The 25353-nt window shown below is 48.7% G+C and carries 21 protein-coding genes; 6 read left to right on the top strand and 15 right to left on the bottom strand.

Annotated elements, in window-relative coordinates:
- Positions 1-57: 57 nt before the first annotated feature.
- A complete protein-coding gene (locus tag JJD41_RS17530) occupies positions 58-501 on the bottom strand; it encodes a hypothetical protein (RefSeq protein ID WP_200668802.1) in 444 nt (147 codons plus the stop codon).
- A gap of 383 nt (positions 502-884) precedes the next feature.
- On the opposite strand from JJD41_RS17530, the gene JJD41_RS17525 reads away from it, so the two are divergent.
- On the top strand, positions 885-2354 hold the full coding sequence (locus JJD41_RS17525; protein WP_200668801.1) for a DUF3370 domain-containing protein: 1470 nt from the start codon (positions 885-887) through the stop codon (positions 2352-2354).
- 102 nt (positions 2355-2456) lie between these two features.
- Entirely contained in the window at positions 2457-2981 is a 525-nt protein-coding gene (locus tag JJD41_RS17520; RefSeq protein ID WP_200668800.1) for a DUF1499 domain-containing protein, read from the top strand.
- Between the two features lie 468 nt (positions 2982-3449).
- Here the strand turns inward: JJD41_RS17520 and JJD41_RS17515 are convergent, their stop codons facing one another.
- On the bottom strand, positions 3450-4586 hold the full coding sequence (locus JJD41_RS17515; RefSeq protein ID WP_200668799.1) for a radical SAM protein: 1137 nt from the start codon (positions 4584-4586) through the stop codon (positions 3450-3452).
- 524 nt (positions 4587-5110) lie between these two features.
- On the opposite strand from JJD41_RS17515, the gene JJD41_RS17510 reads away from it, so the two are divergent.
- Positions 5111-6478 (top strand): NB-ARC domain-containing protein, encoded by a 1368-nt coding sequence (locus JJD41_RS17510; protein ID WP_200668798.1) that lies wholly within the window; start codon positions 5111-5113, stop codon positions 6476-6478.
- A 301-nt stretch (positions 6479-6779) separates the two neighbouring features.
- Here the strand turns inward: JJD41_RS17510 and psbA are convergent, their stop codons facing one another.
- The gene (gene psbA / locus JJD41_RS17505; RefSeq protein ID WP_168568072.1) at positions 6780-7862 is read right to left on the bottom strand and encodes a photosystem II q(b) protein; all 1083 of its coding nucleotides are present in this window, start codon (positions 7860-7862) and stop codon (positions 6780-6782) included.
- Between the two features lie 232 nt (positions 7863-8094).
- On the opposite strand from psbA, the gene JJD41_RS17500 reads away from it, so the two are divergent.
- Positions 8095-9828: a cation:proton antiporter gene (locus JJD41_RS17500; RefSeq protein ID WP_200668797.1), complete on the top strand. Its 1734-nt coding sequence runs from the start codon at positions 8095-8097 to the stop codon at positions 9826-9828.
- Positions 9829-9937: 109 nt separating this feature from the next.
- The gene (locus JJD41_RS17495; protein ID WP_200668796.1) at positions 9938-10624 is read left to right on the top strand and encodes a response regulator transcription factor; all 687 of its coding nucleotides are present in this window, start codon (positions 9938-9940) and stop codon (positions 10622-10624) included.
- 183 nt (positions 10625-10807) lie between these two features.
- Here the strand turns inward: JJD41_RS17495 and JJD41_RS17490 are convergent, their stop codons facing one another.
- The 12 genes from JJD41_RS17490 to rpmI all read right to left on the bottom strand — a co-directional run bounded on the left by JJD41_RS17490 (position 10808) and on the right by rpmI (position 23747).
- Positions 10808-11596 (bottom strand): peptidylprolyl isomerase, encoded by a 789-nt coding sequence (locus JJD41_RS17490; protein ID WP_370583872.1) that lies wholly within the window; start codon positions 11594-11596, stop codon positions 10808-10810.
- A 148-nt stretch (positions 11597-11744) separates the two neighbouring features.
- Entirely contained in the window at positions 11745-13232 is a 1488-nt protein-coding gene (locus JJD41_RS17485) for a hypothetical protein (protein WP_200668795.1), read from the bottom strand.
- A gap of 328 nt (positions 13233-13560) precedes the next feature.
- On the bottom strand, positions 13561-13800 hold the full coding sequence (locus tag JJD41_RS17480) for a hypothetical protein (protein WP_200668794.1): 240 nt from the start codon (positions 13798-13800) through the stop codon (positions 13561-13563).
- A gap of 214 nt (positions 13801-14014) precedes the next feature.
- Positions 14015-14272: a hypothetical protein gene (locus tag JJD41_RS17475; protein WP_200668793.1), complete on the bottom strand. Its 258-nt coding sequence runs from the start codon at positions 14270-14272 to the stop codon at positions 14015-14017.
- A 170-nt stretch (positions 14273-14442) separates the two neighbouring features.
- Positions 14443-14700 (bottom strand): hypothetical protein, encoded by a 258-nt coding sequence (locus JJD41_RS17470; RefSeq protein WP_200668792.1) that lies wholly within the window; start codon positions 14698-14700, stop codon positions 14443-14445.
- Positions 14701-15152: 452 nt separating this feature from the next.
- The gene (locus tag JJD41_RS17465; RefSeq protein ID WP_200668791.1) at positions 15153-15569 is read right to left on the bottom strand and encodes a HetP family heterocyst commitment protein; all 417 of its coding nucleotides are present in this window, start codon (positions 15567-15569) and stop codon (positions 15153-15155) included.
- 48 nt (positions 15570-15617) lie between these two features.
- Positions 15618-17441, bottom strand: coding sequence for an HlyD family efflux transporter periplasmic adaptor subunit (locus JJD41_RS17460; RefSeq protein ID WP_234488889.1), 1824 nt, complete (start codon positions 17439-17441; stop codon positions 15618-15620).
- A gap of 346 nt (positions 17442-17787) precedes the next feature.
- Positions 17788-20811, bottom strand: coding sequence for an ABC transporter transmembrane domain-containing protein (locus JJD41_RS17455; RefSeq protein WP_200668789.1), 3024 nt, complete (start codon positions 20809-20811; stop codon positions 17788-17790).
- Positions 20812-21496: 685 nt separating this feature from the next.
- The gene (locus JJD41_RS17450; RefSeq protein WP_168570811.1) at positions 21497-22033 is read right to left on the bottom strand and encodes a tetratricopeptide repeat protein; all 537 of its coding nucleotides are present in this window, start codon (positions 22031-22033) and stop codon (positions 21497-21499) included.
- Between the two features lie 92 nt (positions 22034-22125).
- Positions 22126-23055, bottom strand: a complete 930-nt coding sequence (locus JJD41_RS17445; RefSeq protein WP_200668788.1) for a transporter substrate-binding domain-containing protein — start codon at positions 23053-23055, stop codon at positions 22126-22128.
- 14 nt (positions 23056-23069) lie between these two features.
- Positions 23070-23420: a 50S ribosomal protein L20 gene (gene rplT / locus JJD41_RS17440; RefSeq protein ID WP_168570813.1), complete on the bottom strand. Its 351-nt coding sequence runs from the start codon at positions 23418-23420 to the stop codon at positions 23070-23072.
- A gap of 129 nt (positions 23421-23549) precedes the next feature.
- Positions 23550-23747, bottom strand: a complete 198-nt coding sequence (gene rpmI / locus JJD41_RS17435; RefSeq protein WP_200668787.1) for a 50S ribosomal protein L35 — start codon at positions 23745-23747, stop codon at positions 23550-23552.
- 359 nt (positions 23748-24106) lie between these two features.
- Here rpmI and JJD41_RS17430 point away from each other — a divergent pair, with 359 nt between their 5' ends.
- Complete coding sequence (locus tag JJD41_RS17430) at positions 24107-25225, top strand: tetratricopeptide repeat protein (RefSeq protein ID WP_200668786.1); 1119 nt, start codon at positions 24107-24109, stop codon at positions 25223-25225.
- Positions 25226-25353 lie beyond the last annotated feature (128 nt).

Here is a 25353-nt window from a genome sequence, read left to right as displayed (position 1 = left end):
ATTGAGGTAGCCTTGTTCTCAAAGCGGTCAACCTCCCCGCATGACGGACCCCCTCACTCAAGCGATCCGATCTCTAATTGCCGCAACCAACGCCTCCGGTTCGTCGGTTCCGATGCGAAAATGCTGACCGGAAGTGAATGTAATTTCTACTGCATCGAGTCCGGAAACGTTGAACATCCAGCCACGCGGCGTGTAGCGAATTCCCCACCCGTACCACCAGTGATTGCGAACGGCGATCGCATTTGTAATCTGTGCGATCGCAAATTCTTTGCGAATCCAACCCGGACCAAACCAACAGCGAAGATACTGAGAATCGACTTCAACGGTGAGGGTTCCAAAAACAAGAGCGACAATTAACAAACCGAGAACGGTAAATCCCGCGATCGCCCCCGATTGGCGATCGATCGACCAAATAAAGATCATCAAAAGGGTAACCGCCAAGAGAACCCATAAAATCGTGCTTCCGATTTGGGTATGTTTGTAAAACATAGTTGCTGTCATCCTATGTTTTCCTCCAACTGTTTAAAAATAGAATAAAAAACCTTTCACCCTAATTTATAGCATTTTTCAGGAGAGCATTCCTCAAGTTCCTAAGATCCAAACTCTATCGGTCGTTCTTGTGGAAACACCGAATCGACCCACGGACTTCGGAAGTCAGCGACGATCGCATCGGGGTTAACGTCTATTCTCTGATTGTTCTCTCTTATTGTTTAAACCGATCGATCGCTCCTACAGACGATCGCCTGTCTTGAAAAGAAGATAAAACATTTCAAACTCTATTGAGGCAAGAAAAGCGTTGAAACGGCAATCGCTCCACCGTTCCAATTGTGAAACTTATGTCAGAATAAAACTAAATTCTTCCGATCCTATAACGAGTTACCTTTATGGCCGTTCCGAACCAGAAAGTTATCCCGATCTTTTGCCTATCTTTTCTCGCCGTCGCTACGTTCGGCACGGTCGGGATTTGGGTCGTCCAAAATCCATCGAGAGGTTTAAATCCTTTTTCAACGTCCAGCCAGCCTCCAGGCAGTCGCGATTCGGGTCAACTCCTTGCCCAGAAAGAACCAGAGGTCATCGTCAGACCGCATCCGGTGCGATCGCTCCCCGGTCAACTCGACAAGATCCCGATGTTTAATAGTAACAGTCCGGAATGGGTTAAAAAAGAGGGGATTTTACTCTCGACCTTTCCGCCGACTGGGAAGCAAGTAAAAGAGGCCCATCTTAATTTTCCATTTGAGGGAAAATTCGAGTTTTTTGCCCACCATTTTACTCACACTCCGCCGAACTTACAGACGCTTTATCTCGGGGCGATCGTTCACAATCCCGGAAGCGAACCCGTCACCTTAGAAATCGATCGCGCCGCAAGTTATTTGATGGAACCGGAAGCACCTTTTCAGCAAAAACCGCCGATGAGTGAAAATCCCGACGCCCAAGTTTATTCCGGTCCGGGAATTCGGGCGGTCGATAATGTTTTGCGTGGGGTCAGACAGCCCGATTTTCCCGCCCAACTGGTCGTTCCTCCCCGCGAAAGTCGGCTGTTAATGAATCATCCGATTCCGGTCAAAGGGTTAGAAAAACCGATTAACGGTCGTTCGACGTTTATGGAGTTAAAGAGTAACGGTAAAGTATATTTGGCAACTTTGGCGATGTATGCTAAACAAGGTGCCGACGGGGGCGATCGGTCGCCGACCTTAGCGGAATGGCAACAACTCCTCGATACGGGCGGCGTCGCCCAACCCCGCGACAAAACCCCCAGTCCGCCGGATCAAGTGGGCGGTCAGTTAATTTACAGTCGCGTCGCCGGGGTGCAGCAAGGATCGAAATGGCAGGGGCGATTAGTGGATGAAGGCAGCGAATTTCTCACGTTATCTCAATCGGAAGAGGGGGTTTCTTACGTTTTGAGTACGGTTCGGGCCGGAACCTTGGGAACCGGACAAGTGCAAGCGGCGAAATTATTGGTTCGCTATCCCGATACCGCCTACGAATCCCACGGGAATTACGGGGTGCATTATGATTTGACCGTCCCGATTCGCAATGGGAGCGATCGCGGGCAAACCGTAGCGATCGCCTTAGAAACACCGCAAAAAGAGGAAAGATTATCGCAAAATGGTTTAATTTTCCGCCAGCCTCCCTGGGATTTCCCCTTTTTCCGAGGAACCGTCCGCCTGCGATCCGCCGACGGCGAGGGTCGGGAAATAACGCGCTACGTGCATTTGTGGCACCGACGCGGGCAACTCCTCGATCCCTTGGTTACCCTAGATCTGAAGCCGAACGAAGTGCGATCGCTCCGTCTCGACTTCCGCTATCCTCCCGACGCCACCCCACCCCAAGTGCTCACGGTGAGGATGTTGTAATCCCGTTGGCGATGAGGCGATCGAAAAACAACTCGCTCCCAATTGAGCCACGGGGATAGCTTTCCCGGTAGAATAACTGGTGTATTCTCAACCGATGTGGCCATGCGGCAACCTTCCTCATTGAAGGCGATCGCGATCGCGCTTTCTCTGGTACTATCTTCTCTCATTTTTTTGACCCCCACCCCCCCAGTTCTTGCTGATACCGCTTTTCAACCCATGTTTATCGCCAGCATCTTCTCATTTTCCGGCAAACGCCCCACCAACTTAGGGGTAAAAGACGGCAAACTCGGAACCTGTCCGAGTTCTCCCAACTGCGTTTCTAGCAATAGCAGCGACGAACAGCATAAAATCGAACCCTTAACCTATCAAGGGGATGGCAAAGCAGCGTTTGAAAAACTCAAAAGCATCATCGCTTCTATCGAAAGTGCCAAAATGATTCAAGCAGAAACCCATTATCTCTATGCAGAATTCACCAGCAAACTCATGGGTTTTGTCGATGATGTCGAATTCTACTTAGACGAAAACGCCGGAATTATCCAGGTGCGATCGGCCTCCCGTTTAGGTCAATCCGACCTCGGCGTCAATCGCAAACGTATCGAAGACATCCGCACCAAATTCAACGCTTAACCCTCAATCTTTCCTGGAAAATTGGTTAGCAATTGCCATGCTACCCAATTTCAGTCCCCAAAAACAAAGCACTTTCAAAACATTTCCACCGTAGGGACACGGCAGTGCCGTGTCCTTTTTTATGCTATAGCCATCCTATTTGAGTTGTAAAATTTATTGATAACCAATATCCCCTATAAATCTTAGAGCCTCAATCCACCGATCTAACTTGTCATTCCCGTGAAAATGGCAATCCACCCACCGAAATCAGATTTAACCTCATTGAGAATTAGGTTGAAATTCTATCCCCTTATTGTTTCCAACTAATCTAGGATTGCTATATACCCTCAATGATTGAGTTTCTGGGGGAATTCATAAATACAATACTTTAAAATTTGCATCATTCATTTATTCATGTACTCCTAATTAACGATCGTTAAATCAATAACAAAAAAAGCTGCTTATTGCTTTCTTTAATTGATTTTCAATTTAGGAACTTACAGAAAGAAATTGAGCAAGTGCAATTGTTCGTTCACAATAAGCTGGATTAACTCGATAATTTCCTTGTTCATCACGGAGAGCTACTGCGGGACACATCTTACATATTGACCTTGCAGAACAATTCGGATTACATCCATTGATTACTAAATTCTCCTGTGATTGGATATTGCCAACTAACTGTTGCCAAGCATCAGCGAAGGAAAGTTGCATGAGATTAAAACGCCGATCCCGAATTGCTGCACATGGAGAAAGAGTAGCATCGTAGTTAATGTAAGCACCTACTTTACCAGCTCCACAGCTAAAAACTAGGGACGTATCTCTAGATTTTATATCTTTTAAATTCGTAGAGGAAACTAGGTCTTTAACTAACTGAAGTCTAAACTTTTCTGCTGAGTAATATTCTGCTCCTTGTAGGGAAAAGTGCGATAAATCATCACCGTCAAGACCATTGTCAATACTTGCAGATGCAAAATATTCCAGGTTATGAGTTTTACACCAGTTATATATCCATTCAATAGAATTCTGGGTCAGAGTAGTTATTGGAGTTTTACAAAGAAGATTAAAGCCATAGTCCCGAAGAATCTCTATATTGTGGAGTACCTGGTTAAAAGATCGCCGTCCAGTGACTCTTTCGTAACTCTCTTCATCGTGACCGTAAATGCTAACTTCAATCACATAAGGTGGATAACGCTTAAATATTTCGATCTGCTCGGCTGTTAGCTTTTCTAAATTAGAATAAACAGATACAATAATACCTGCCAAGCGGAGTTTTTCATAAATGGCTGTAAAACTTGGATGGATCAGGCACTCTCCGCCTGTTAATATGACTTGAACAACCCCCGCATCCGCAAATTCATCAATAAGTTCAAAAGCTCGCTCTGATGAGAATATCGTAGGTTCGGTATGTCCTACCATATAACAAAAGCGACATTTAAAGTTGCAGACTGAAAGCAACTCCCATTGAAGAGTAGCAGGGATTCTCGATCCAGCTAAAGCCCAATCAATAAAATCATTAACATTTATAAATTTTAAGTTATTAGTTTCAAATTTTTTTAAGCAAATCCCAACAGGTTGCGATGAATCGACCGCGAAATCTACCTTACCAACGTGCCGATGAACTAACATATATCTTCCCTCCATTGAGGACGCGATAGTATGTCGCGTCCTTTATTTTTGCAATTTTTAGCAATTTACTTTTAGGTTGCAATCTCCTTATTATAGTGTTTTGCTATGACACAACGTATTAGTGTTGCCGCAAGCCATAAAATTTGCTCGTTCTGTTCCTACCTCAATGGGATACCATTCAGTGTGGTTATTCGATCGCGTATCGATAAAGCTAGACTGAGAGATTGCAGCATTACTTTGCTGCTCATTGACTGGTGTTTCTTTGATGTTGCTTTGTAACATAGTAGTCATTCTACCTTATGGGAGATTGAAAGAAAGTACAAGTAAACCAGAAAGTCTGTTCCTTGTATTTCTACCGATTTTAATATAAAAAATGATATCTGCATAGCAATAAAAGTGCTATAAAGTGGTATTTTACGATTTTTTATATGATTGTTTTTGTAGGAAAAAGTGGGATTTTCGAGTTCAAGTGGGAACAAGTGTGATAAAGTGGGAATCATCGTTGAATTGCCCCTCTTTGAGCTATGGACATTCAGGAAGTTTTAAGTTGGACGGATGAGCAAGTCTTCGCTAAAACAGGAAAACATCTTGAATCTCTACAAAAATCTATACTAGAAGGAGTTTGGCGACATCAAGATTATCAAGAAATTGCGGATGAAAATCAGCGAAGTTACGATCATGTCAAAAAAGAGGCATGGAAGTTATGGAAAATTCTATCTGATGTGATTGGAGAAGATGTTAAAAAGTCGAATGTGTGTTCTTTGCTAGAACAAGCGGAAATATCTAATATTTCAAATTACGGTGATTGCTTACAAATAGGATTCGGTAATGGTAATATCAATATTTGTGGGGAACAACCCCGATTTCCCTCTTCTCTTAACTCTGGCACAAGCCAAAATCAGTCACCTATCATTAACTTAGCAGACGCACCGGAATTAACTAATTTTTACAACCGCACCACCGAACTTTCTACCCTCAAAGACTGGATATTCAAAGAGCAGACTCGCTTAATCAGCATTTACGGTTTAAGTGAAATTGGGAAAAGCGCCCTTACCCTTAAACTCATCGAACAAATCAATCGTGAATTTGACTATATTATTTGGCGAAGTTTAAGCAATACTCCCACCCTGTCTAGTCTAAAAACCGAACTGAAAGAATTTTTTGCTCAGTCTCAACTGACTCCCTTACCAACTCTGATTGATTATTTTCGTAATTCACATTGTTTGGTTATTTTGGATGACGTGGAGAATCTTTTTCAAAGTGACGCATTAGCGGGTCAATATCTCAAAATATATAAAGACTATGGCAAATTTTTTAAACAAATTGCGAGAAACCCTCATCACAGTTGTGTCATCCTTCTCAGTTGGGAAAAACCCAGGGAAATCGCGACATTAGAAGCAGAAAACCGACCTGCCAAAACTTTACACTTGAAAGGATTAGGATCTCAGGCTGAGGAAATTTGCCGACAAAAAGGATTAACTGATGAGGAAAAATGGCCTGAACTGATCGATCTGTATCAAGGTCATCCTGTCTGGTTAAATATCATCGCCTCAACCATTGTCGAACTCTTTGACGGTAGCGTTTCCTTATTTTTAGCCGATCGCAAAGACATCTTTGTAGGCGATTTAGAACCAATTATAGAATCTCAGTTAGAAAGGTTATCGGAACTAGAAAAACAGGCAAGTTCTTGGTTGGCTTCTCAAAATCAAGCAGTAGATCTTTCTCGGAAACTCGATCGTCGCGAATTTTCCAAATCTGAATTATGGGAAGCCATTCAATCTTTAGTTAGACGGGGCTTAGTAGAAAAAATTGCTGAAGAAGGTCGATCTCAGTTTCTACTCAATCCTGTATTTAAACAATATATTCAGCTTCACTCACGTTCCCTGGAATAAATTTACAATATTAAAACATTCAAAATTCAACTGATAACGTTGTGTTTTCTGTAATTCGGTTGTGAAAAATTACCCATAAGCTGTTTATTTTTTAAAATGCATAGTTACGAGGTGGGCAGGATGCCCGCACTACCAAATACTATTGTGTCCTGTAAGGGTTTGTGTCCAGCAGGGGTTTGGTTACCAAACCCCTGCTGGTTTGACTCATGCAGTTTAAATGTCTAACAGCTTACATTCCAAATCCCCAATAAAAAAGCGCCCCCTTTCGAGGACGCTTTTTATTGAATCTAGCTAAAAAGAATTAGCCGTTGATTTGAGGAGCGGTCAAAGCAACCGGAGTAGCATCGGTGCTCGCCAAATCTAAGGGGAAGTTGTGAGCGTTGCGCTCGTGCATGACTTCCATACCCAAGTTGGCACGGTTGATGACATCAGCCCAGGTACCAATCGCGCGACCTTGAGAGTCAACAATCGACTGGTTGAAGTTGAAGCCATTGAGGTTGAACGCCATCGTGGAAATACCCAAAGCGGTAAACCAGATGCCAACCACGGGCCAAGCCGCTAAGAAGAAGTGCAGAGAGCGGCTGTTGTTGAACGAGGCATATTGGAAGATCAAACGACCGAAGTAGCCGTGAGCCGCAACGATGTTGTAGGTTTCTTCCTCTTGACCGAATTTGTAACCGTAGTTTTGAGACTCGGTTTCGGTGGTTTCACGAACCAAGGAGCTGGTCACCAAGGAACCGTGCATGGCACTGAACAGCGCACCGCCGAAGACCCCGGCAACACCGAGTTGGTGGAAGGGGTGCATCAAAATGTTGTGTTCGGCTTGGAACACCAACATGAAGTTGAAGGTGCCACTGATGCCCAAGGGCATTCCGTCGGAGAAGCTGCCTTGACCCAAAGGATAGATCAAGAACACGGCGGTAGCGGCGGCGACGGGAGCGCTGTAAGCGACGCAGATCCAAGGACGCATCCCCAGACGGTAGCTCAGTTCCCATTCGCGACCCATGTAGCAGAACACGCCGATCAGGAAGTGGAAGATCACTAACTGATAGGGGCCGCCGTTGTAGAGCCATTCATCCAAGCTCGCCGCTTCCCAAATCGGGTAGAAGTGCAACCCGATCGCGTTGGAAGAAGGAACCACAGCACCGGAGATGATGTTGTTCCCGTAGAGCAAGGACCCGGCAACGGGTTCGCGGATGCCGTCGATGTCAACGGGAGGAGCCGCGATGAAGGCGATGATGAAGCAGGTCGTGGCGGTCAAGAGGGTGGGGATCATCAACACGCCGAACCAGCCGATGTAAAGGCGGTTTTCGGTGCTGGCAACCCACTCGCAGAACCGATCCCACAGGGAGGCGCTTTCGCGCTGCTGTAAGGTAGTCGTCATGTGTTTATGAGTGCTATTTGGTTTTCAAGGTGGTTTGTATGATGGTTCCCATCTTAACGGGATTGTTAAGCTTTGTAAAGGGTTTTAACAAAAATATTTATTAATCATTAATATAAGTTTCTCTTATAATGGCGGGGACGAGTCGGGGACGAACGGCGATCGCCCCGTCTTCTCATCTTCTTTATCTACAAACGCTTTAATTGTGAGTTGTTCACCTCTGCTTTAAATTGACATGGCCGCCGAACATCATTTCATTCTCGACCTGACGACCGTTTTGGGCGCGTCTGCCCTCGGAGGCTACACCAGCAAGCGTCTCGGACAACCTATACTGCTCGGTTATCTCGTCAGTGGTTTAGTTGTCGGGCCATTTGGGTTCAAATTATTGAGCGATACCGCCCAAATCAAAGCCTTGGCCGAAATTGGTGTCGCGTTCCTCTTATTCGCCCTCGGGGTTGAATTTTCCTTGACCGAACTCAAACGGGTCAAAGACATTGCCCTCAAAGGGAGTTTGTTGCAAATTGGCCTCACCATCGGCTTGGTCGCCCTCCTGGCGACCGGAGTCGGGTGGGTAGAAAACTTTACTCAAGGCATCTTTCTCGGGGCGATTCTCTCACTCTCATCGACGGCGGTAGTTCTCAAATCTTTGACCGAACGGGGAGAAACCAATACCCTTCACGGTCAAGTGATGTTAGCTATTTTAATCGCCCAGGATCTTGCCTTGGGGCTGATGTTGGCGATTTTACCCGCCCTCAACGAACCCGCCAATCTGACTGGCGCCCTGATCGCTGCCGTTCTTAAAGGTCTGCTCTTTTTAGTGGCGGCATTTGCGGCAGGTCGCTGGCTGGTACCACCTTTAATTAAAACTGTTGCCAATACCGAAAGTAGCGAATTGTTTCTGTTGACGACGATCGCCTTATGTTTGGGGGTCGCTTTGGTTACGGCTGCTCTAGGTTTATCGGTAGAAATGGGGGCTTTTGTCGCCGGATTGATGATGTCAGAAATCGATTACGCCGATCAAGCCCTGGCTAAAATTTTGCCCCTACGGGATACATTTGCCAGCTTATTTTTTGCATCGATCGGGATGTTGATCGACCCGGTGGTTTTGGCGAATAATTGGCATACAATTTTCAGTTTAGTCGTAGTCGTGATGCTCGGCAAGGCGATCGTGATTTTACCAATTGTTTTAAAATTCGGTTATTCTTTTAAAACCGCGATGACGGTGAGTTTAGGATTGAATCAAATTGGGGAATTTTCCTTTGTTTTAGCTTTGGTTGCTTTAGAGGAACAATTTATCGATCGCGAACAGTATTTATTACTGTTAGGGATTACGGCAATTACTTTAGTCCTCACTCCATTTTTTCTAAAATGGTCCCCCGTTTTAGCCGATCGCGTGGCCGAAATCCCCTTCTTAGAACCTTATTTGCAACAGTTTCGCAATGTCAAATCCCTTTCTATTCCCGATACGATTAACAATCACGTCGTCGTGGCGGGATACGGACGAGTCGGCCAAGTGTTGGTCAATATTCTGCACGATCGCGGCCACAAAATTTTAGTCATTGAAAATAGCGAAGCTGCCATTCAACGGCTGAGAATGAATCAGATTCCCTATATTTTTGGGGATGGAGATTCGGAATTAGTTTTGGAAAAAGCCCATTTAGAAAAAGCTAAAGCCTTGGCGATCGCCCTTCCCGATCCCGCTTCGACGCGCTTGTTGCTCAAACGGGCCTTGGCGATCGCCCCTCACCTCGATGTCGTCGCTCGCTGTCATTACAACAACGAAATCGACCTGCTCTCCCATCTCGGCGCCCGCGAAGTCGTGCAGCCGGAATTTGAAGCCGCCCTAGAAATGGGATCGCACTTATTGATTACCTTGGGAGAAACAAAAGTGAGTATTGAATCGGTAATGCGTTTAATTCGGGAAAATCGTTATTTGAGCGTTCGGATAGAAGAACTCAAACGGTCCTAAAATCGAGGGGAGTAAGCCGCAGCGAACGGTCACTCCCCTATCGCCCAAATCCCGTGCAGTTCGCTAGAGTGAGTGAAGAAAACAAAACCAGGAAAAAGGGTCAGGGAAAATGTCAGCACAGTTATTACTGGTCGATGACGAACCGGGTTTGCGCGAAGCGGTACAAGCCTATCTCGAAGATGAAGGATTTCAGGTAGAGGTCGCCAGCAATGCCGAACAGGGTTGGGAACTTTTGCAGCAGAAACTGCCGGAATTGGTCATTACCGATATTATGATGCCTCATGTCGATGGTTACGAGTTTCTCAAGCAACTGCGCGAAGATCCTCGATTTAAAGCGCTTCCCGTCGTCTTTTTAACCGCGCGCGGGATGACGGGCGATCGCATTCAAGGCTATCAAGCGGGGTGCGATGCCTATTTGTCGAAACCGTTCGATCCCGATGAATTGGTAGCCATCGTTAAAAACTTGCTCGACCGTCGCGCCGCCCAAACCCCGGAAACCGGGGAAACCCCCGATATTGCCTCGTTAGCGCGCGAAATTGGCGAAATTAAGTCCCTGCTGACCGGGCGCAGCGCGATCGCCCAAACACCGCCACCGATTAAGGTCGATCTGACCCCGAGAGAGCAAAGTGTTTTGGATTTAGTCGCCCAAGGTTTGATGAATAAAGAAATCGCTAAAACGTTAGAAACTAGCGTGCGAAATGTCGAAAAATACGTCAGTCGTTTGTTTAGTAAAACGGGAACGAATAGTCGAACGGAGTTAGTTCGTTATGCCTTAGAACATGGGCTGACGAAATAAAAATATAAAAGATTGCGGCGATCGCCTTTCCCAGCCCGTTTATTCAAAGACTGCTTCAAACTCATTCGCGATCGCCATAACTGCTATCAAAAATCAAGAACGAGATAGGGATCGATCCTCGGTCGAACGATGAAAAAGGGTAACTCTTAGATCTTAGAGTTGCCCTTTTTGCCGATCGTTCTCTTACGTTTGCCTCGATTCAGATTGTATTTCTTCAGTTTGCAAGTGATACGTTAATTCGTGCAGTAGCCATTGTTGAAACAGGCGATCGCGTAATTCCTGGCGCACTTGTGGGGTCAATTCAGCAGGAATAGAGGCTTCGACTAACAGCAAATGATACCCCCGTTCGGTATGCACCGGACCGAGAACTTCGCCGATGCGAGCGCCAAATACTGCCGATGCCAGAACGGGGGGCAAACTCGACCGGGTAACTTCTCCTTCAAAACCACAATAAAGCCGTCGTCGTTCGTCTATGTCATAAAGGTGTGCAGCTTGATAAAAACTGATTTCTTGTTCGTCAATTTGATAAAATAACTCGCGAGCAACTTTTTCGTAAGGAACGACAATTTGATAGAGTAAAACGCGATCGAACTGCGTTCGATTTTCGGTAAAAATCTTTTCGAGATCGTCGTCAAATAAAGCACGGGCTAATTTTTCTGCTAAGAGCCGATCGCGGATCCCCCGTTCCCAATCTTCAATAGAAATCCCGCGATCGCGCAACCATGCCAGCGTATCCGATGCTTTTTCCAGCCGATGTTGCAACCGAAATTCATCAGCTCGTGCTTGAATTTCTGCATCGCTGACTTCTAGCGATCGCTCCCGTGCCACCCGGTCAATAATTTTTTGAAACAAAATCCCCTGAGTGACTTCCTGAAAACGCATTTCTTTTTTCAGGAAGTCAATAATATCGTTGGGAATAATCGATCGTTCTACAACATTCACCTTGGCAACAGTTAGCGTATGAATTTGCACTTCGACCCGAAGAAAAATTGATACTCGTAAGACGATCGAAACCTAGATTTCGTTGACATTAAAACTTACAAGTATCTGAGAACCCCCGTTGGACTGTTGAGGATAGCTCGATCGCCGATCTCATCCTTCAATAAAAAGCGATCTTCTATTAACCTTTGGCTAAAATATCGTCGCTGACGACGATAAAATCGTCTAGACCCAGAGTGGTATTCCCAAAAGCATCGACCGTTCCCAAAACTACTCCTAAAATAGGTTCTTCACCACCACTCGATCCAATTTTAACGACCGTGGAATCGATCGCCCCGTCTCCATTAAAATCGACGGCTTCCAAAACAATATTTTCGAGAGACACGCCGTTATCTATCCCTATTTTATCGAAATTGTCGGCATTGAAATCAAGAATTACATCCGCTAAAGTGAGACTATCCGATGCCGTTACCGTTCTCAACACGAACCAGTCGGTGCCGCTTCCCCCAATCAGGGTATCGCTCCCATAATCGCCGATCAAAATATCGCCACCATTGTTACCCAATAAAAGATCGTCACCTTGTCCGCCACGAACGATATCGTCACCTTCGCCTCCGGCAACCGTATCGTTGCCTTTGTTCCCATTGAGAATATCGCTCCCTATACTTCCCGTAATGGCGTCGTCTCCTTCCATCGCCCGCATGTAGTCGTCATCGGCGCTTCCTAAAATATTGTCGTCACTCGCCGTCCCCAACGGGCTGCCGGGTTCTAGCACGTCTGGGGGTAGCTCGACCGGATCGATCTCGACGATGGGCGGTGGCGGTGAGATCGGCGGTGGGGGCGAGATGAGCGGTGGCGGTTCCGCGTTTGTGGTTGCGGCGATCGCGATCGGGGTCTCACTTTCGCTCGGAGGCGGTGGCGGTTCTGACGTGCTGTTAGTAGCACTGGCGATCGGGGCTTCTGTTGCCGAGGCGATCGCCGTCGCCGAGGTGGCGCTTTCCGTTTCTGTGGGCGTAAATACGCTTACAGTCTCCGTTTGCGCCTCTCCCGTCGTCGCGGTGACCGTCGCTTCGCTGCTAATTATCGTTCCCGTAGAATCGGCAACTGCCGTGCTACTTGCAGAGACTTCGGTAACGTTCGGTGCGGGTGTAGTACCCGTGTCGAGGACATTTTCCTCCCTGACGGGATTGAGGTCGGTGGGGCTGTCGGAAATAGCAGGTTCCTCGATGGGAGCTTCCGAGACTGAAGGTTCCGAGACTTCAGCCGATGCCGTCGCCGTTGGAGGTGCTTCGCTGGCAACGGTTGCCGTCGCCGCACTGTTGCTCGCTGTTCCTTCCGGAGAGAAAGCGGACTCGCTCTCACTTACGGTATCTCCAGTGGGGGACGTGGCGATCGCTTCGCTGCTGCTTCCGGCCCCCGTTTCATCGACAAACGCCGTACTCGTTGCAGACGCACTGCTAGTGGGACTGTCGGGATCGACCTCCGCTAAAGAATCGTCTCCTGGGATTTCTTCCCACGATCCAAGTATCGCCGAGTCGGGATCGGCGATCGCAATCAATTCTTCTAATTCTGGCATGGCGATCGAACTCCTGTATATAGCGTTGACAACCTCGTTTTCCTCGCTTTCCTCGTTTTCTTCGTGAATTTTGTTGTCGGTTGACTGTTGCATTAGGTCGGAAGATCGAGGGGCGATCGCGCCAATTCACGGATAAAATCAGTTGTAAAATGAGTTAAAATTGGGCGATCGCCCTTGGGTTTCCACTTCCATCAGTCGCCAAAACTACCAGTTTTACAACCCTCGAAATATGGTTAATCTATCTGGCGAGTCTCGCCAGATTTAGTGATAAGTTTTTTCGAGGAAATAGAGGTTAAAGTGAACTTCTAAATGAGAAAATTATTAAATGATTTCAATCGGCGATCGGAGAAAAGCGGAGCTGCAGCCCCTTTTTGGAAGAGAAATTTACATGAATTTGCAAAGTTCAAACCCCTTCGCATACTTACGGGATTGAAAATGAAGGAATATCCGGTAAATTAACAGCCACAGAAATACCTACCCCACCACTGAACGAGACCGATGCCCCATAGGGTAAAGAAACTGCAAAAGCCCTAGTTTCCAAAAACAGCTTTGTAAACTCACCGATCGCCAATCCAGAAATGGTAATTTCCGTGATGGCTCCTCCTTGAAGATCGTCGGTTAAATGAGTAACTTCACAATAATTCAAATCAGAAACAATCATGGTCGCTCTTCTCCTCGATGTAGATCGGTTTTACGATTATTTGAATTCAGACAACAATTGTGGTAGTAATGGCGGGCAAGACGCCCGCCTGACCAACTTTTCTCTTACTTCACTCGAAAAATACCCTCCTCCCCCCTTTCAAAAAGGAGGATATGTGATAGAAGCAAGATCTTTAAATGAAGGAGTTGACTGCCGATACTTCCGATTTTGCTGACTAGCTAATCGCTAAGCTATATGCTGAAGCACCAATGGTACCGCCCAGAACGAGACCTCCAGCTTGCGCCCCGGTAATACCATAGGAAACATGGCTGAAGAAATTACCGATACGACCCGCTTCAGAAAAAGTACCCATTTCGACCTGGACTAAGAGGCCAATACCGCTTGCACCAGCTTCACTTAAGGCGAATCCAGCACCGTCGATGCGATCGGTATTGTTAATAACTTCGAGATGATTGAGGTCAGTAAGTTTCATGGGATTGCTCCTCAAGAATTGGTAAAAAGTTTGTCAAAAATCAGGAAAAAGCAAGACTTGAAATTAACGATTGAGATCGTATATTTTGGGGTTATTAATCGAGTTATACGAACTCAAGAGGCGGGGAGAGTTGAAGCAATTTCGTAACCTTTCCCACTGCCGGAGTAGGACTAAGCGGACGCAATACTAGAACTAGAACCAAGAACCGATCCATACAGTGCTAAAGCACTCACGTAACCGCTCGTGCGTGCAGAACTGCGGTAACCGAACCAACTCAAACTTTCGTTAGCTTCAGCCGTGGTTCCAGTCATAACGCCAGCTAGCAACCCGCCTGCCAAAACATAGGTGGAACTAGATGCATCAGCCGCTCCGGTCACTTGATTGGCTTCGCTAACTTCTTCCAAGTAGTTGAGTTCTGAAACGATCATTTTTTTGTCCTCATTCGGATGAGTTTATTGCTAGAAGCATTGCTCTCCTCGTTTTGGGTGAAGGAGATTGATGCTTACAGTGATGTTCTCTTTTATTCGAGATAACTTATCTTAGAAAAGATTTCTGGATTTGTGTTGCCATTTTGGCAGATTTTTCCAATAAATAAAAATTTATGAAATCAAATAAATTACTAGTAAAAAACTATTTTCTCAGGCATGAGTGGTCATGAAAAACTTTAGAAATATACCTCATGTCGGGTGTATTTCCTCCAAAAAAATGATCGAAGTTAATGCTTTAAAGATGCTTTTAATGGTGATACCGATCGCCCCTCCCTACAGCAATATTTAGGAAGAAGCGATCGCCCCTGTTGTCTCCAAAATTCATACAATTTCTGACCAAAAATTATAGCAATTCTCATTATCATCGAGCATTGCTATAGCGTGTAAGTTAATTAAAACTTTCTGGAGAAAAAATCGCAGAAGTCGAGCGTCGAACGAACATCGAAATAGCTGCCTTTTCCTTCAACCTTATTCCCCCGATCGCTCACGACTTCGAGATAGGTTAAATCTTTAATCCGATTGTTGTTAGTGGGTGCAGACTTTTCGGCAACTTCCTCCTCTTCGCGATCGCTATGATTCAGGCGATGACCGCTTGCTTGAATGCCTAATTCGTTTTCTTTCACTAAGCGGTTGTAAGTTCGGTAAGGAATGTAGTGTAATGGGTTATAACCGCCAAAGCGTAAAATTAAAACGCAGGCCCAAGAATAGCGACCTGCTAAAATAGCTTCGACAACGCAGTCAAACTGATCTACAGTCATGATTTTATCGAGCTTTTTATGATGAGAATAGGAAAAATGATTGAAACTCATTATTAAAACTCCTAATTCTTGGTATGAAAAATGAAGAAATTAAAACAATTAAAAGGTGATGCCACTTTCTTTGATTTTACGGATCGGATCGAGTAATACATCGGCGATCTTGCGTTCTCGAATCACAATTTCGGCGATCGCAGTCTGACCGGGTTTGAAATAAATCGTTTTCCCTTCATGTTCGATCCCTGTTTTTGCCAAAGCAATCTCGACGCGGTAAATTTTTCCGAGTTCGCGATCTTCTTGGCTATCGGGGGCAATATACGTTACCGTCCCGGGAATAATGCCGTAAGTTTGATAGGGATAGGCGTCAAATTTCACTTGTACCGCCATTCCTTTCTTAACAAACCCCGCTTCGCGTTCGGGTAAGTGCGCCGATAAAATAAGCGGCAATTTTTCGGGGGCGATCGTAGCGATTTCCTGTCCGGGTTCGACGACTTCGCCGGGACGCTCCATCGCTAAAGAGAGGACGATTCCGGAAACGGGAGCCTTAATAAATTGCCGGGTGAGTTTGGCTTTGGCGGTGCCGAGCAGTTTTTCCGTTTCGCCGATTTTACCTTGAATTTCGGTCAGTTGAAGGGCGAGTTTTTCGAGTTGTTGTCGAGATTCAAGGCGATCGCGCTCGGCTTCGGCTTCAGTTTGGGAAAATTGGGCTGCGAGTCGTTCGAGTTCGGCGATCGCCTCGCTCAAATTTCCTTCAGTTTCAGCAATTTTCGCCTGACGGTCGCGCAAACTTTGTTCGATTTCAAATAACCGATCTTCCGTTAACATTTGCTCGCTCAACTGAGTTTTTAAAATGGCCGTGGCGCGATCGCGCAAATTTTGGGTCGCATCGTCGAGACGGTCGCGGGCGATCGTTTGCTCCGATAACTGCGCTCTGACAATCGCCTCCTCACTTTGGCGTAGGGCTTGTCGTGCTTGAAACAAAAATTCCTGAGAAATCGCCCCTTCTTCCACCAACGGTTCGAGGCGGGCGATCCGGGCCCGTTGAGCTTCGGCTTCCTCTTCCAACTGGGCAATTAAAACTTCAGTCTGACGGGCTAAGGGTTCGAGGCGATCGCGCCGTCGCTCCCAAGCCGCCACATCCCCTTCTAACTGCTCCAACAATTGCGTACTGGTCTCCTGCAAAGGTTCGAGGCGATCGCGCCGGGTTTCGAGCGCTCTCACTTCAGCGTGCAACTGCTCTAACAATTGCCCCACCGTCGCCACATGACTTTCCGCTTGGGCGATCGCCGCCCGTCCTTCGGCGATTTCGGCCCGGGCGATCGCCTCGCGGGTCTTCGCTTCCAACCCTTGAGAAGCGATTAACTCTCGGGTTTGCCGCTCCTGCAAGCGATAGGCCGTCCTTTGCTCTTCCAGTCGCTCGACTTCCAGGCGCGCCATTTCCGGATCCAACTCGACCAACACGGCTCCAGCTCGCACTCGTTCCCCCTCTGTCACTGCCAGACGGGTGACTTTCCCCATATCTGTCGGATGAATTTTATACACTTGCCCTTGAGGCACGAGGGAACCGGGGGCGCGCCCGACTTCCTCGACGGTTCCCACGGCGGCCCAGGTCAAAAACATCGCACAAAAAATAAGGCTGCCTGCGAGCCAGTAGCGGGTCAACCCGGCGGCGGGTTGGTCGAGCAAGTGCTGCACGGCGCCGGACCAGTCGGCCCGATCGCCCGCAGTCGCCGGGAACGCGGGCGCCGGGGTTTCCTGCCCCTCCCAGATGGCGGACGGCGATCGCGCGGACCCTGAAATAGCAATCCCTCCAACGATCTGACTCGCTTCTCTCTCGATCTTGTCTGGCGACCTCGCGACGAACTCGTCGCCGTCAGGGGGGTCGATGCCAGTGGTTCGGGGGATGGGGGAGTTCGCATTCATCATTAGAGCGATCCTCAACGTATATATTTAATGGCTCCACTTCACTACAACCTCTCGCTTTTCCTAGCACGATCGCGGCGCCGTTGGAGTTATTCGTAAGGGAATACCGATTGATTGAAGTGCTGATTTTCGATCGCCGACAGCATCCGTAAATATACTAAGATGCGATCGGCGATAACTCTGCCAAAATGGCAGATTTTGTAGCTATCTTTACAGTTATTTTATAACCAATCGATTTTGAACTGACTTTTTTAAAGATTTATCGAATCAATCACTGGGTAATTCAGTGGATACACGTAGATTTTACCCAAAAAATGCCATTTCCAATCACTCCCCTCAACTCTACACTTCAAAGATCGAGTTGTTGTTGGGCTAAGTGATAGTACAAACCGCGAGCGGCCATCAGGGTTTTGTGAGTTCCTCGTTCGACGAGGACGCCGCGATCGAGGACCAGAATGCAGTCCGCATGACGGACCGTGGACAGGCGGTGAGCGACGACGATCGTCGTGCGATCGCGGCTGATTCGAGTCAGGTTCTGCTGAAAGCGGCGCTCGGATTCCGTATCTAAAGAGCTGGTCGCTTCGTCGAGAATCAAAATCCTCGGATTGCCCAACAACGCCCGGGCGATCGCGATCCGTTGCCGTTGTCCGCCGGAAAGCGACGATCCGCGCTCTCCCACTTTCGTGTAATACCCCAACGGCAGATCTTGAACGAACCCGTGCGCCTCCGCCAATTTCGCCACGGCGATCGCCGCTTCCAGGGTCGCATCCTCCCGGTACAGGGTGATATTGTCCAAAATCGTCCCCGAAAATAAAAAACACTCCTGGGGAACCACCCCGATCTGTCGTCGCAACGAAGACGGCGAAACATGTCGGATATCGTGACCGTCGATGACAATCCGCCCGCTACTCGACCCGTACAACCCTTGCAATAAATTCATCAAAGTAGTTTTCCCCGACCCACTGCGACCCACAACCGCCACGGTCTGACCCGCTTCGATCTCAAAGGAAATATTCTCTAAAGTATTGCGCTCTTGGTCGTCGTCGTAGCGGAAGGTAAGCGCTTCGCACTTCACCGTCCCGCGTAAGGTCGGTAGGACGAGCAATTGCTGTTGGGGGGTTTCTTCCGGTCGCGCCCCAAACACGTCGTCGAGTCGTTCGAGGGAAATCCAGACTTCTTGCAGTTCGTCCCAGAGGTTGACCATTGCCAACACCGGGTTAATCACTTTCCCCAACATCATGTTAAAAGCGACCAACTGACCGATGGAGAGTCGATCTTGAATGACTAAGGTGGCGCCGTACCATAGCAGTACCGTACTGCCGACGGTATTGATCAATCCGCCGACGGATTGCAAGGTGTTGCCCAATTTTTGACCCCGAAATTGGGCGTTGAGAAATTGGGTGAGGTGGTCTTCCCAGCGCCAGCGCAAGTTGACTTCGGAGGCGGTGGCTTTGAGGGTCGCCACGCCGCTCATCATTTCGACGAGGGTGGAGTTTTGTTCGGCAGCGCTGTTGAAAACTTGCCGGGAAACGCGCCGCATGAAGGGGGTGGCGATCGCGGTAAACAGGGCGATCGGCGGAATCATGGCCAAGACTAAAAGGGTTAAATGCCAGTTGTAGTACGCCATCAGCCCCAGGTAAATAAATCCCATGAGAAAATCGAGCCATGCGAGGACGACTTGGCGGATCAGAAAGTGTTGGATTTTTTGGTTTTCTTGAACCCGGGTGATGATGTCGCCGACGCGCCGAGATTCAAAAAATTTGAGGGGCAAACTGAGGGCGTGACGGATAAATCCGGCGATCAGGGTCAGGTCGATCCGGTTGGAAAAGTAATCGAGCAGGTATTGGCGGACGGCGCCGAGGGCGATCGCGCCGACTCCGAACAGCAGTAAGCCGAGGGCGAAGATATTGAGGGCGTTGAGGCTTTTCGTGACGACGACGCGATCGAGGATGATTTGAGTAAATAAGGGGGTGATGACGCCGAAGATTTGCAGCAGCAGGGAGGCGAGGACGATTTGAACGGCGACGGAACGATAGGGCCACAGGACGGCCCCGAATTGAGTTAATGAGGTTTTGCCGCGATCGAGGTCTTGGAGACGATCGCCCGGATCGAGTACGAGGGCGTATCCGGTCCAACTGGCGAGAAAGTCCTCCCGCGAGATCGTGCGATTGCCGATCGCCGGATCGCCGATCCAGAGACGATCGCCGCGTACGCGATAGACGACGACGTAGTGCATTCCTTCCCAGTGGGCGATCCACGGATGGGCGATCGGTGCCAATCGACTGAAGGAGGCGCGCACGGGTCGGGCGTGAAATCCAAGCTGTTCGGCGGTTTTGGCTAAGTTTTTCAAGCCGATCCCCGATCGCCCCACTCCGGCTAATTCCCGCAAGGCGTTCAAACTCCAGCGTTTCCCCCAATATTGGCCGATGCTGGCAAGGCAGGCGGCGCCACAGTCGGACGAGGATTGTTGGCGCACGGTAGGATAGCGGGCGAACCAGTCTTGCAAGCGACGGCGTAAGGGTTTGGGAAAGGCGATCGCCCCTGGTTCCGGTTCGGATCGGTTCGGGACCTCGCGATCGGTCTCGGACTCGACGGCGACGGGAACGGTGAGGGAATGGGCGGCGGCTCGACCTCCACTGACTGGGGGCGCCTCGCCAGCGAGACCGACGATCGCCCCCCGTTCCCAGCGTTCTCGCGGCAAAACGTACAGCCACAGCTCGCTCGCGGCGATCGCGTCCTCTGGGGGATCGTCGGGATAGCCCCAACTGCTGCCGATCGCTTGCGGGGGTGACAGTTCCCCCCGTCGCAGCCAAAAGCGCCCGTCTCGTGCGGGGGTCAGCTCCCTCAATCTGGCTCCTGCGGGAAGGTGGAGCTCTTGGAGGTGGGGGACGAACCCGGCGAGGTCGTGGCTGGAGTGCGATCGCGTCTCGGAAACGCAGGTTTTGTAGAAGATTTGCCGTTGTCGTCGTCGGCTTCGTTCTTGTAAAGCGGTTGCCAGCCCTGGATTGGCGGCGATCCACTCCGGCAGGCGATCGCGTGCGAGGCGGTAAAGGATGCCGTCGCTGGCGGCGATCGCCCGGTAAGGGAGAGGGTCGGGATCGAAATAGTCGTCGGCGCCGAACAGATCTCCCGCTTGCAGAACCGCAGCGCAAACCTCTCGCTGGCGCTGGCGATCGATGGCGACTATTCGCACTCGTCCTCGTTCGATAATGTATAAATCCGGGTAAATGCAGGGTTCTCGATCGTCGTCGTTCGGGGTCACGGCCCATTCGTCGCCGAGCCCGAAGCTCATTTTTTCCGAGCATTGCACGAACCCATCCCGTCCCGAAGCACCTAGCTCCAGGTCGGATAAAATGCCGATTTGCGTATTCATGGCAATTTTAATGGCAATTTTAAAATGGCGATCGATTGAAAGGGCGAACTCATTGCCCGAGAAATGGCAACGAGAAAACCAAAACCGCCGATTTTTTCGCGTAATTGGCGGTTAAATTGACAACAAATTGAATCTCTTATGTTGACGGAGAGTCCCTAGGGTCTTGGTTTGAGGTCGCGTTCAAAGGGATTGAGATCGGGTTTAAACATCAATCTCAAATCGGATGCGATCGCGCGGGTCGAACCCTATCAAAATGGTCCGATTTTGGATCTTCAACGGGGTTAGGCATGGTTTTTAAAAAGGGTTTTGTTAAAAAAAGTGATGTTATTGCAAACGGCGAGAACATCGTCTCGACGCGATCGCCGTTGGTAGCCCCGGAGCCGACTCAAGCGATCGCCGATTACGTAAAAACACGGCGATCCCGCTCCCGATCGAGGCGATCGCCTCCACCCTTTCCGATCTTAATCAGTAAATGCACGCATAAACTTGGCCTGTAATAAAAATTTAACGACCGGAAAGGGAGAACGGGATCGAGCGGCGATCGATCTGTCAATTTCAGGAGAAGTTCGGAGGAAGCGATCTTGTGGGAACAGAGAGCAAACTATAGCAATCGCCCCCCTTCCCTGACAATTTTATCGGAGAACTTGAGGGCGATCGCCATCAGTAATTGTTGTGAGAGACGCCGTTAATTATTTGCGGGAGTGGCAATCCGCTTGCTGAGGGATTTGACTCGTTGTTTGGCCGTGCTATTATTCGGATCGAATTTGAGCGCTTCTTCGTAAGCTTCGATCGCCTGAGCGGTCAGTTTTTTCTTTTCGTAAGCAAAACCGAGGTTATTCCAGGCGATCGCGTAGTCGGGATAGAATTTCAACGCTTCTTTATACTGGCGGATCGCCACATCGTATTGTTCGAGTCCGACGTAAGCATATCCCAATGCATTATGAACGAGCGCTTTATTTTCTTCCTCTACTAAGTCTTTACATTTGAGGGCTTTTTGAAACTGTACCGTAGCTTGGGAAAAGAGTTTTTTATCCAGGTAAATACTGCCGAGTTCGTAATACTCTTGAGCAGAGGCTTTCTGTTGACTGACTTTTTGCTGGAGTTGAGACAAGTTTTTTTCGATTTTGCGGGTTTTAAACACTTGCCGGATGACAAACCAGCCGACGATGCTCAGCAAGAACAGTAACAGTGACAGGTAAGTAATGGGAAAATAGCTATCCATAAAGTTGAAAAGATCGATTCAGACTCGCTGCACTCTTTATTATGCCGGGAAGGGGGCATGGCGCGTCAATTTTAGAGTTGAGATTTCACACTTTAGAGTTTAGAGTTTAGATTTTCAACCATCTCCTGGGGCATTTGCAGGTTGCGCGATCGCCCCAACCCGGGGAAGCGGGAAACTAAAGCGGCAAACGGACGCGGGATCCATCGTTCGGCGTCGGTCTGGGTGGGGGGGAGTGCGCCGACGGGTAAACCCCAGAATTCGGCCCGTTCTTGCAGCCACCCGTCCCGTTGCCATCGGGCGATCGCCGCGTTGACCCGGGCGTGCAGTTCGCCGTATTGTTGACCTTTGGGCATGACCACGGCGAGGGGTTCCGCAGACAGTTGCACCGGAAGGCGGAAATAGTCGGCATGGTCTTGGGTCCACCCCGTCAACACGGTTAAATCCCCCGCAAAGGCATCCGCCTGACCTGTTTCGAGGAGGGACAGCGCCCCTTGGTAGGAGGAAACCCCGATGAGCGTGGCAGAGGGTAAATGGTAGCGAATGGTGGCGATGCTGCTCGATCCTTCTAAAACGGCGATCCGTCGATCCTGCAAATCGGCGAGTTGTTGGAAGCGGCGATCGCGCGCGACCAAACTGGTACCGTCGATCGAGTAAGGGAGGCTAAAGCGAACGACCCGCGATCGCGATTTCGTAGCGGTAACTTGGGCGATCGTCAGATCTACGGAACCGTCGAGAACCACAGCGAGGCGATCGCGGTTGCGGACGGGTCTGAGTTCTAGGTCATCTTCGCTACCCAACCATTCCTCGGCCAACTGTCGGGCCAGATCGATTTCAAAGCCTTGTAGAGTTCCGCGATCGTCTTGAAATCCCAGGGGGCGAACGTTGTCTTTCACGGCGACGATCAACTTACCCCGCTTCTCGATCTCCGAAAATTCTGCCGCTTCCGTCGTCGCGATTCCCGCCAGTAAGAGAAAGGCAAAAGAAACGGCCAATCCTAGTATTCTTTTGCCTTTGACGCTCATGACGGCACTCGCCTTTATGCTTTCGCCGCCAGTTCCACCACTTTCGCGAAGGCGTTGGGATCGACCGCCGCGAGTTGGGCGAGCATTTTGCGGTTTAAACCGATGTTGGCTTTTTTCAGTTTGCCGATCAATTGGCTGTAGCTCATCCCCTGTTGTCGGGCCGCCGCGTTAATCCGCGTAATCCACAGACGGCGAAAATCGCGTTTGCGCTTGCGGCGATCGCGATAGGCATTGCGCAGGGCCTTCATTACCTGCTGGTTGGCGGTACGGAAGAGTTTCGAGTGGGAGCCTCGATACCCTTTCGCCATCTTCAAAATCTTTTTACGACGCTTGCGCGCCACGTTGCCGCGTTTTACCCGGGTCATGACTCGTTTCCTTTGACGTTACAAATTCGATCGGGGAGGGGGTTGGGATCCCGGAGGATGGCGATCGCCCTTCGCTCAAGGTTAAAAGGCTTTGCCGTGCCATCCGAGGGAGAAGAATTTAGAGATTCGTTAGAGATTCGGCAGCATCAAGCGCACGTTTCCAGCATCGTTTTCATGAACGGGAGACGCTTTCGACAGGCGGCGCTTGCGAGTGGCGCTCTTGTGCTGCAGCAAGTGATTTTTGTAGGCTTTGCGACGCATCAACTTGCCGTTGCCGGAGACTCTAAAGCGCTTTGCAGCAGCTTTGCGGGTTTTGATTTTAGGCATCGACTTTACTATAAATTCGGCACGATCTACTAATTTACTATCTCCGGTTCCTTTTAGCAAGACAGGCGCCCTCGGTCGGACGACCTGCTCGAAACCGACTCGAAACCCGATCGGAAAAAACGGCGTTCGCGCCGTGCAGCGCGTTCCCGAGGGAAGTTCGACGGCGATCGTCCCGACGGACTGGAACTCAGCCCGGTTTCTGCGGAGGTTTCGACGCCAATTTGATGCAGGATCGATTTAAGCTTTGGAACCTTAAAATAGTAGCATTCGGGACAGAGTTTGAACAGCCTCGACCTTGCAAGTGCTAATTGAAACCTTTCCCCTCTCTCATTTAACTTTAAACCCCGACGAGCGATCGCATGATTTCTATTGAAGATATTGCAGACGCTTTAGAACGTAAAAACTATCGCCATGCTGCACGATTGTTGAAAACCTTACAGCAAGAATCGCCCCGTCATCCTTGGCTGAAGTTTTATATCGGGCGTTATTATGAAGAAACCGGAAAATTAGAAGCTGCCGAAAAAGCCTATAGATTGGTTTTGCGTCAAGCAAGTCAACCGAAAATACTCGGTCAAGCTCGCAGTGCTTTGCAACGGGTCGAAGCCATCCCCCAACAGCGTCGAAAAGACGAAATCGCCAGAGCGAAAGCCGATCCGAGATTACGCGAACCCGGCATTTTAATTTTAGAGCCGATCGATCCCGCCATTCGCAAAGAAGCCGCCCAAGCTTTTGCGAAAGTCATGCAAATTCAAGCCTACTCGGCGCGGCTGATTTTACCCACGCGAACTTGGCGATTCTACCGCGCTGGGGCGATCGGCGAATTGCAAATTTTAGTGCGAGAATTAGCTCGAGTCGGTATTGATTCATTTTGCGTCACCCTGGCTCAAATTCAACAAGTCCGCGTGTTTAGAGTCAGTTATATTCAGTCCGTTTCTCCTCAGATCGTTTTAGTCTGTCAGGACGAAAGCGATCGCGCCGGACAGTTGAGTTTGAATTGGAGCGAAATTAGCGCGCAAGTTCTGGGAAATTTACCCATTTTTAAAGAAGTCGCCGTCGAAAATCATCGTAAAACTCAGGTGAAATACAAGCAAAAAACTCACGAATATATGGGAGTTTACGACTGGCATATTCCCGGGCGATCGTGCATTGTTCGTTTATGTCAAGACAGCTATCAATTCGATCGCGCCATTCCCCTCAAGCCCGCATCAAACTCCGGATTGCAGCCGGGTAAAGTGATGCCGAATCTCGATAACTTGAGTACGCATTTAAAATGGCAAAATCTTCTGAAATTTCTCCAATCTCATCTCGGCGACGTGAAAAGTTGGAGTGATTTTACTCCTTTTGCAGAAACGGCGATCGACGAAGCCGATTTACTGGATCGCATCCCGCATTATGTCGATATCTTTCGCTTTCGTCCCAGTGTTTGGGATCCGGCTTTTCATGTATACAGTAGTCTCGCTTTTATTAAAGCTCATTAGGCGATTGAATAGACGTGAGGCGATCGCTCTCGCTCTTATTGGAGATAGCTATTCTCAATTCTATCAGGTACAATTCTATCAGGTGAAAAATGGGTTGGTAGAGTCCCTTGCTCAAGAGTATGACAGCT

This window comes from Oxynema mangrovii CENA135 (assembly GCF_016632315.1).
Classification (GTDB): Bacteria; Cyanobacteriota; Cyanobacteriia; order Cyanobacteriales; family Laspinemataceae; genus Oxynema; species Oxynema aestuarii.
This window is presented reverse-complemented; position numbering and strand designations above follow the sequence as displayed.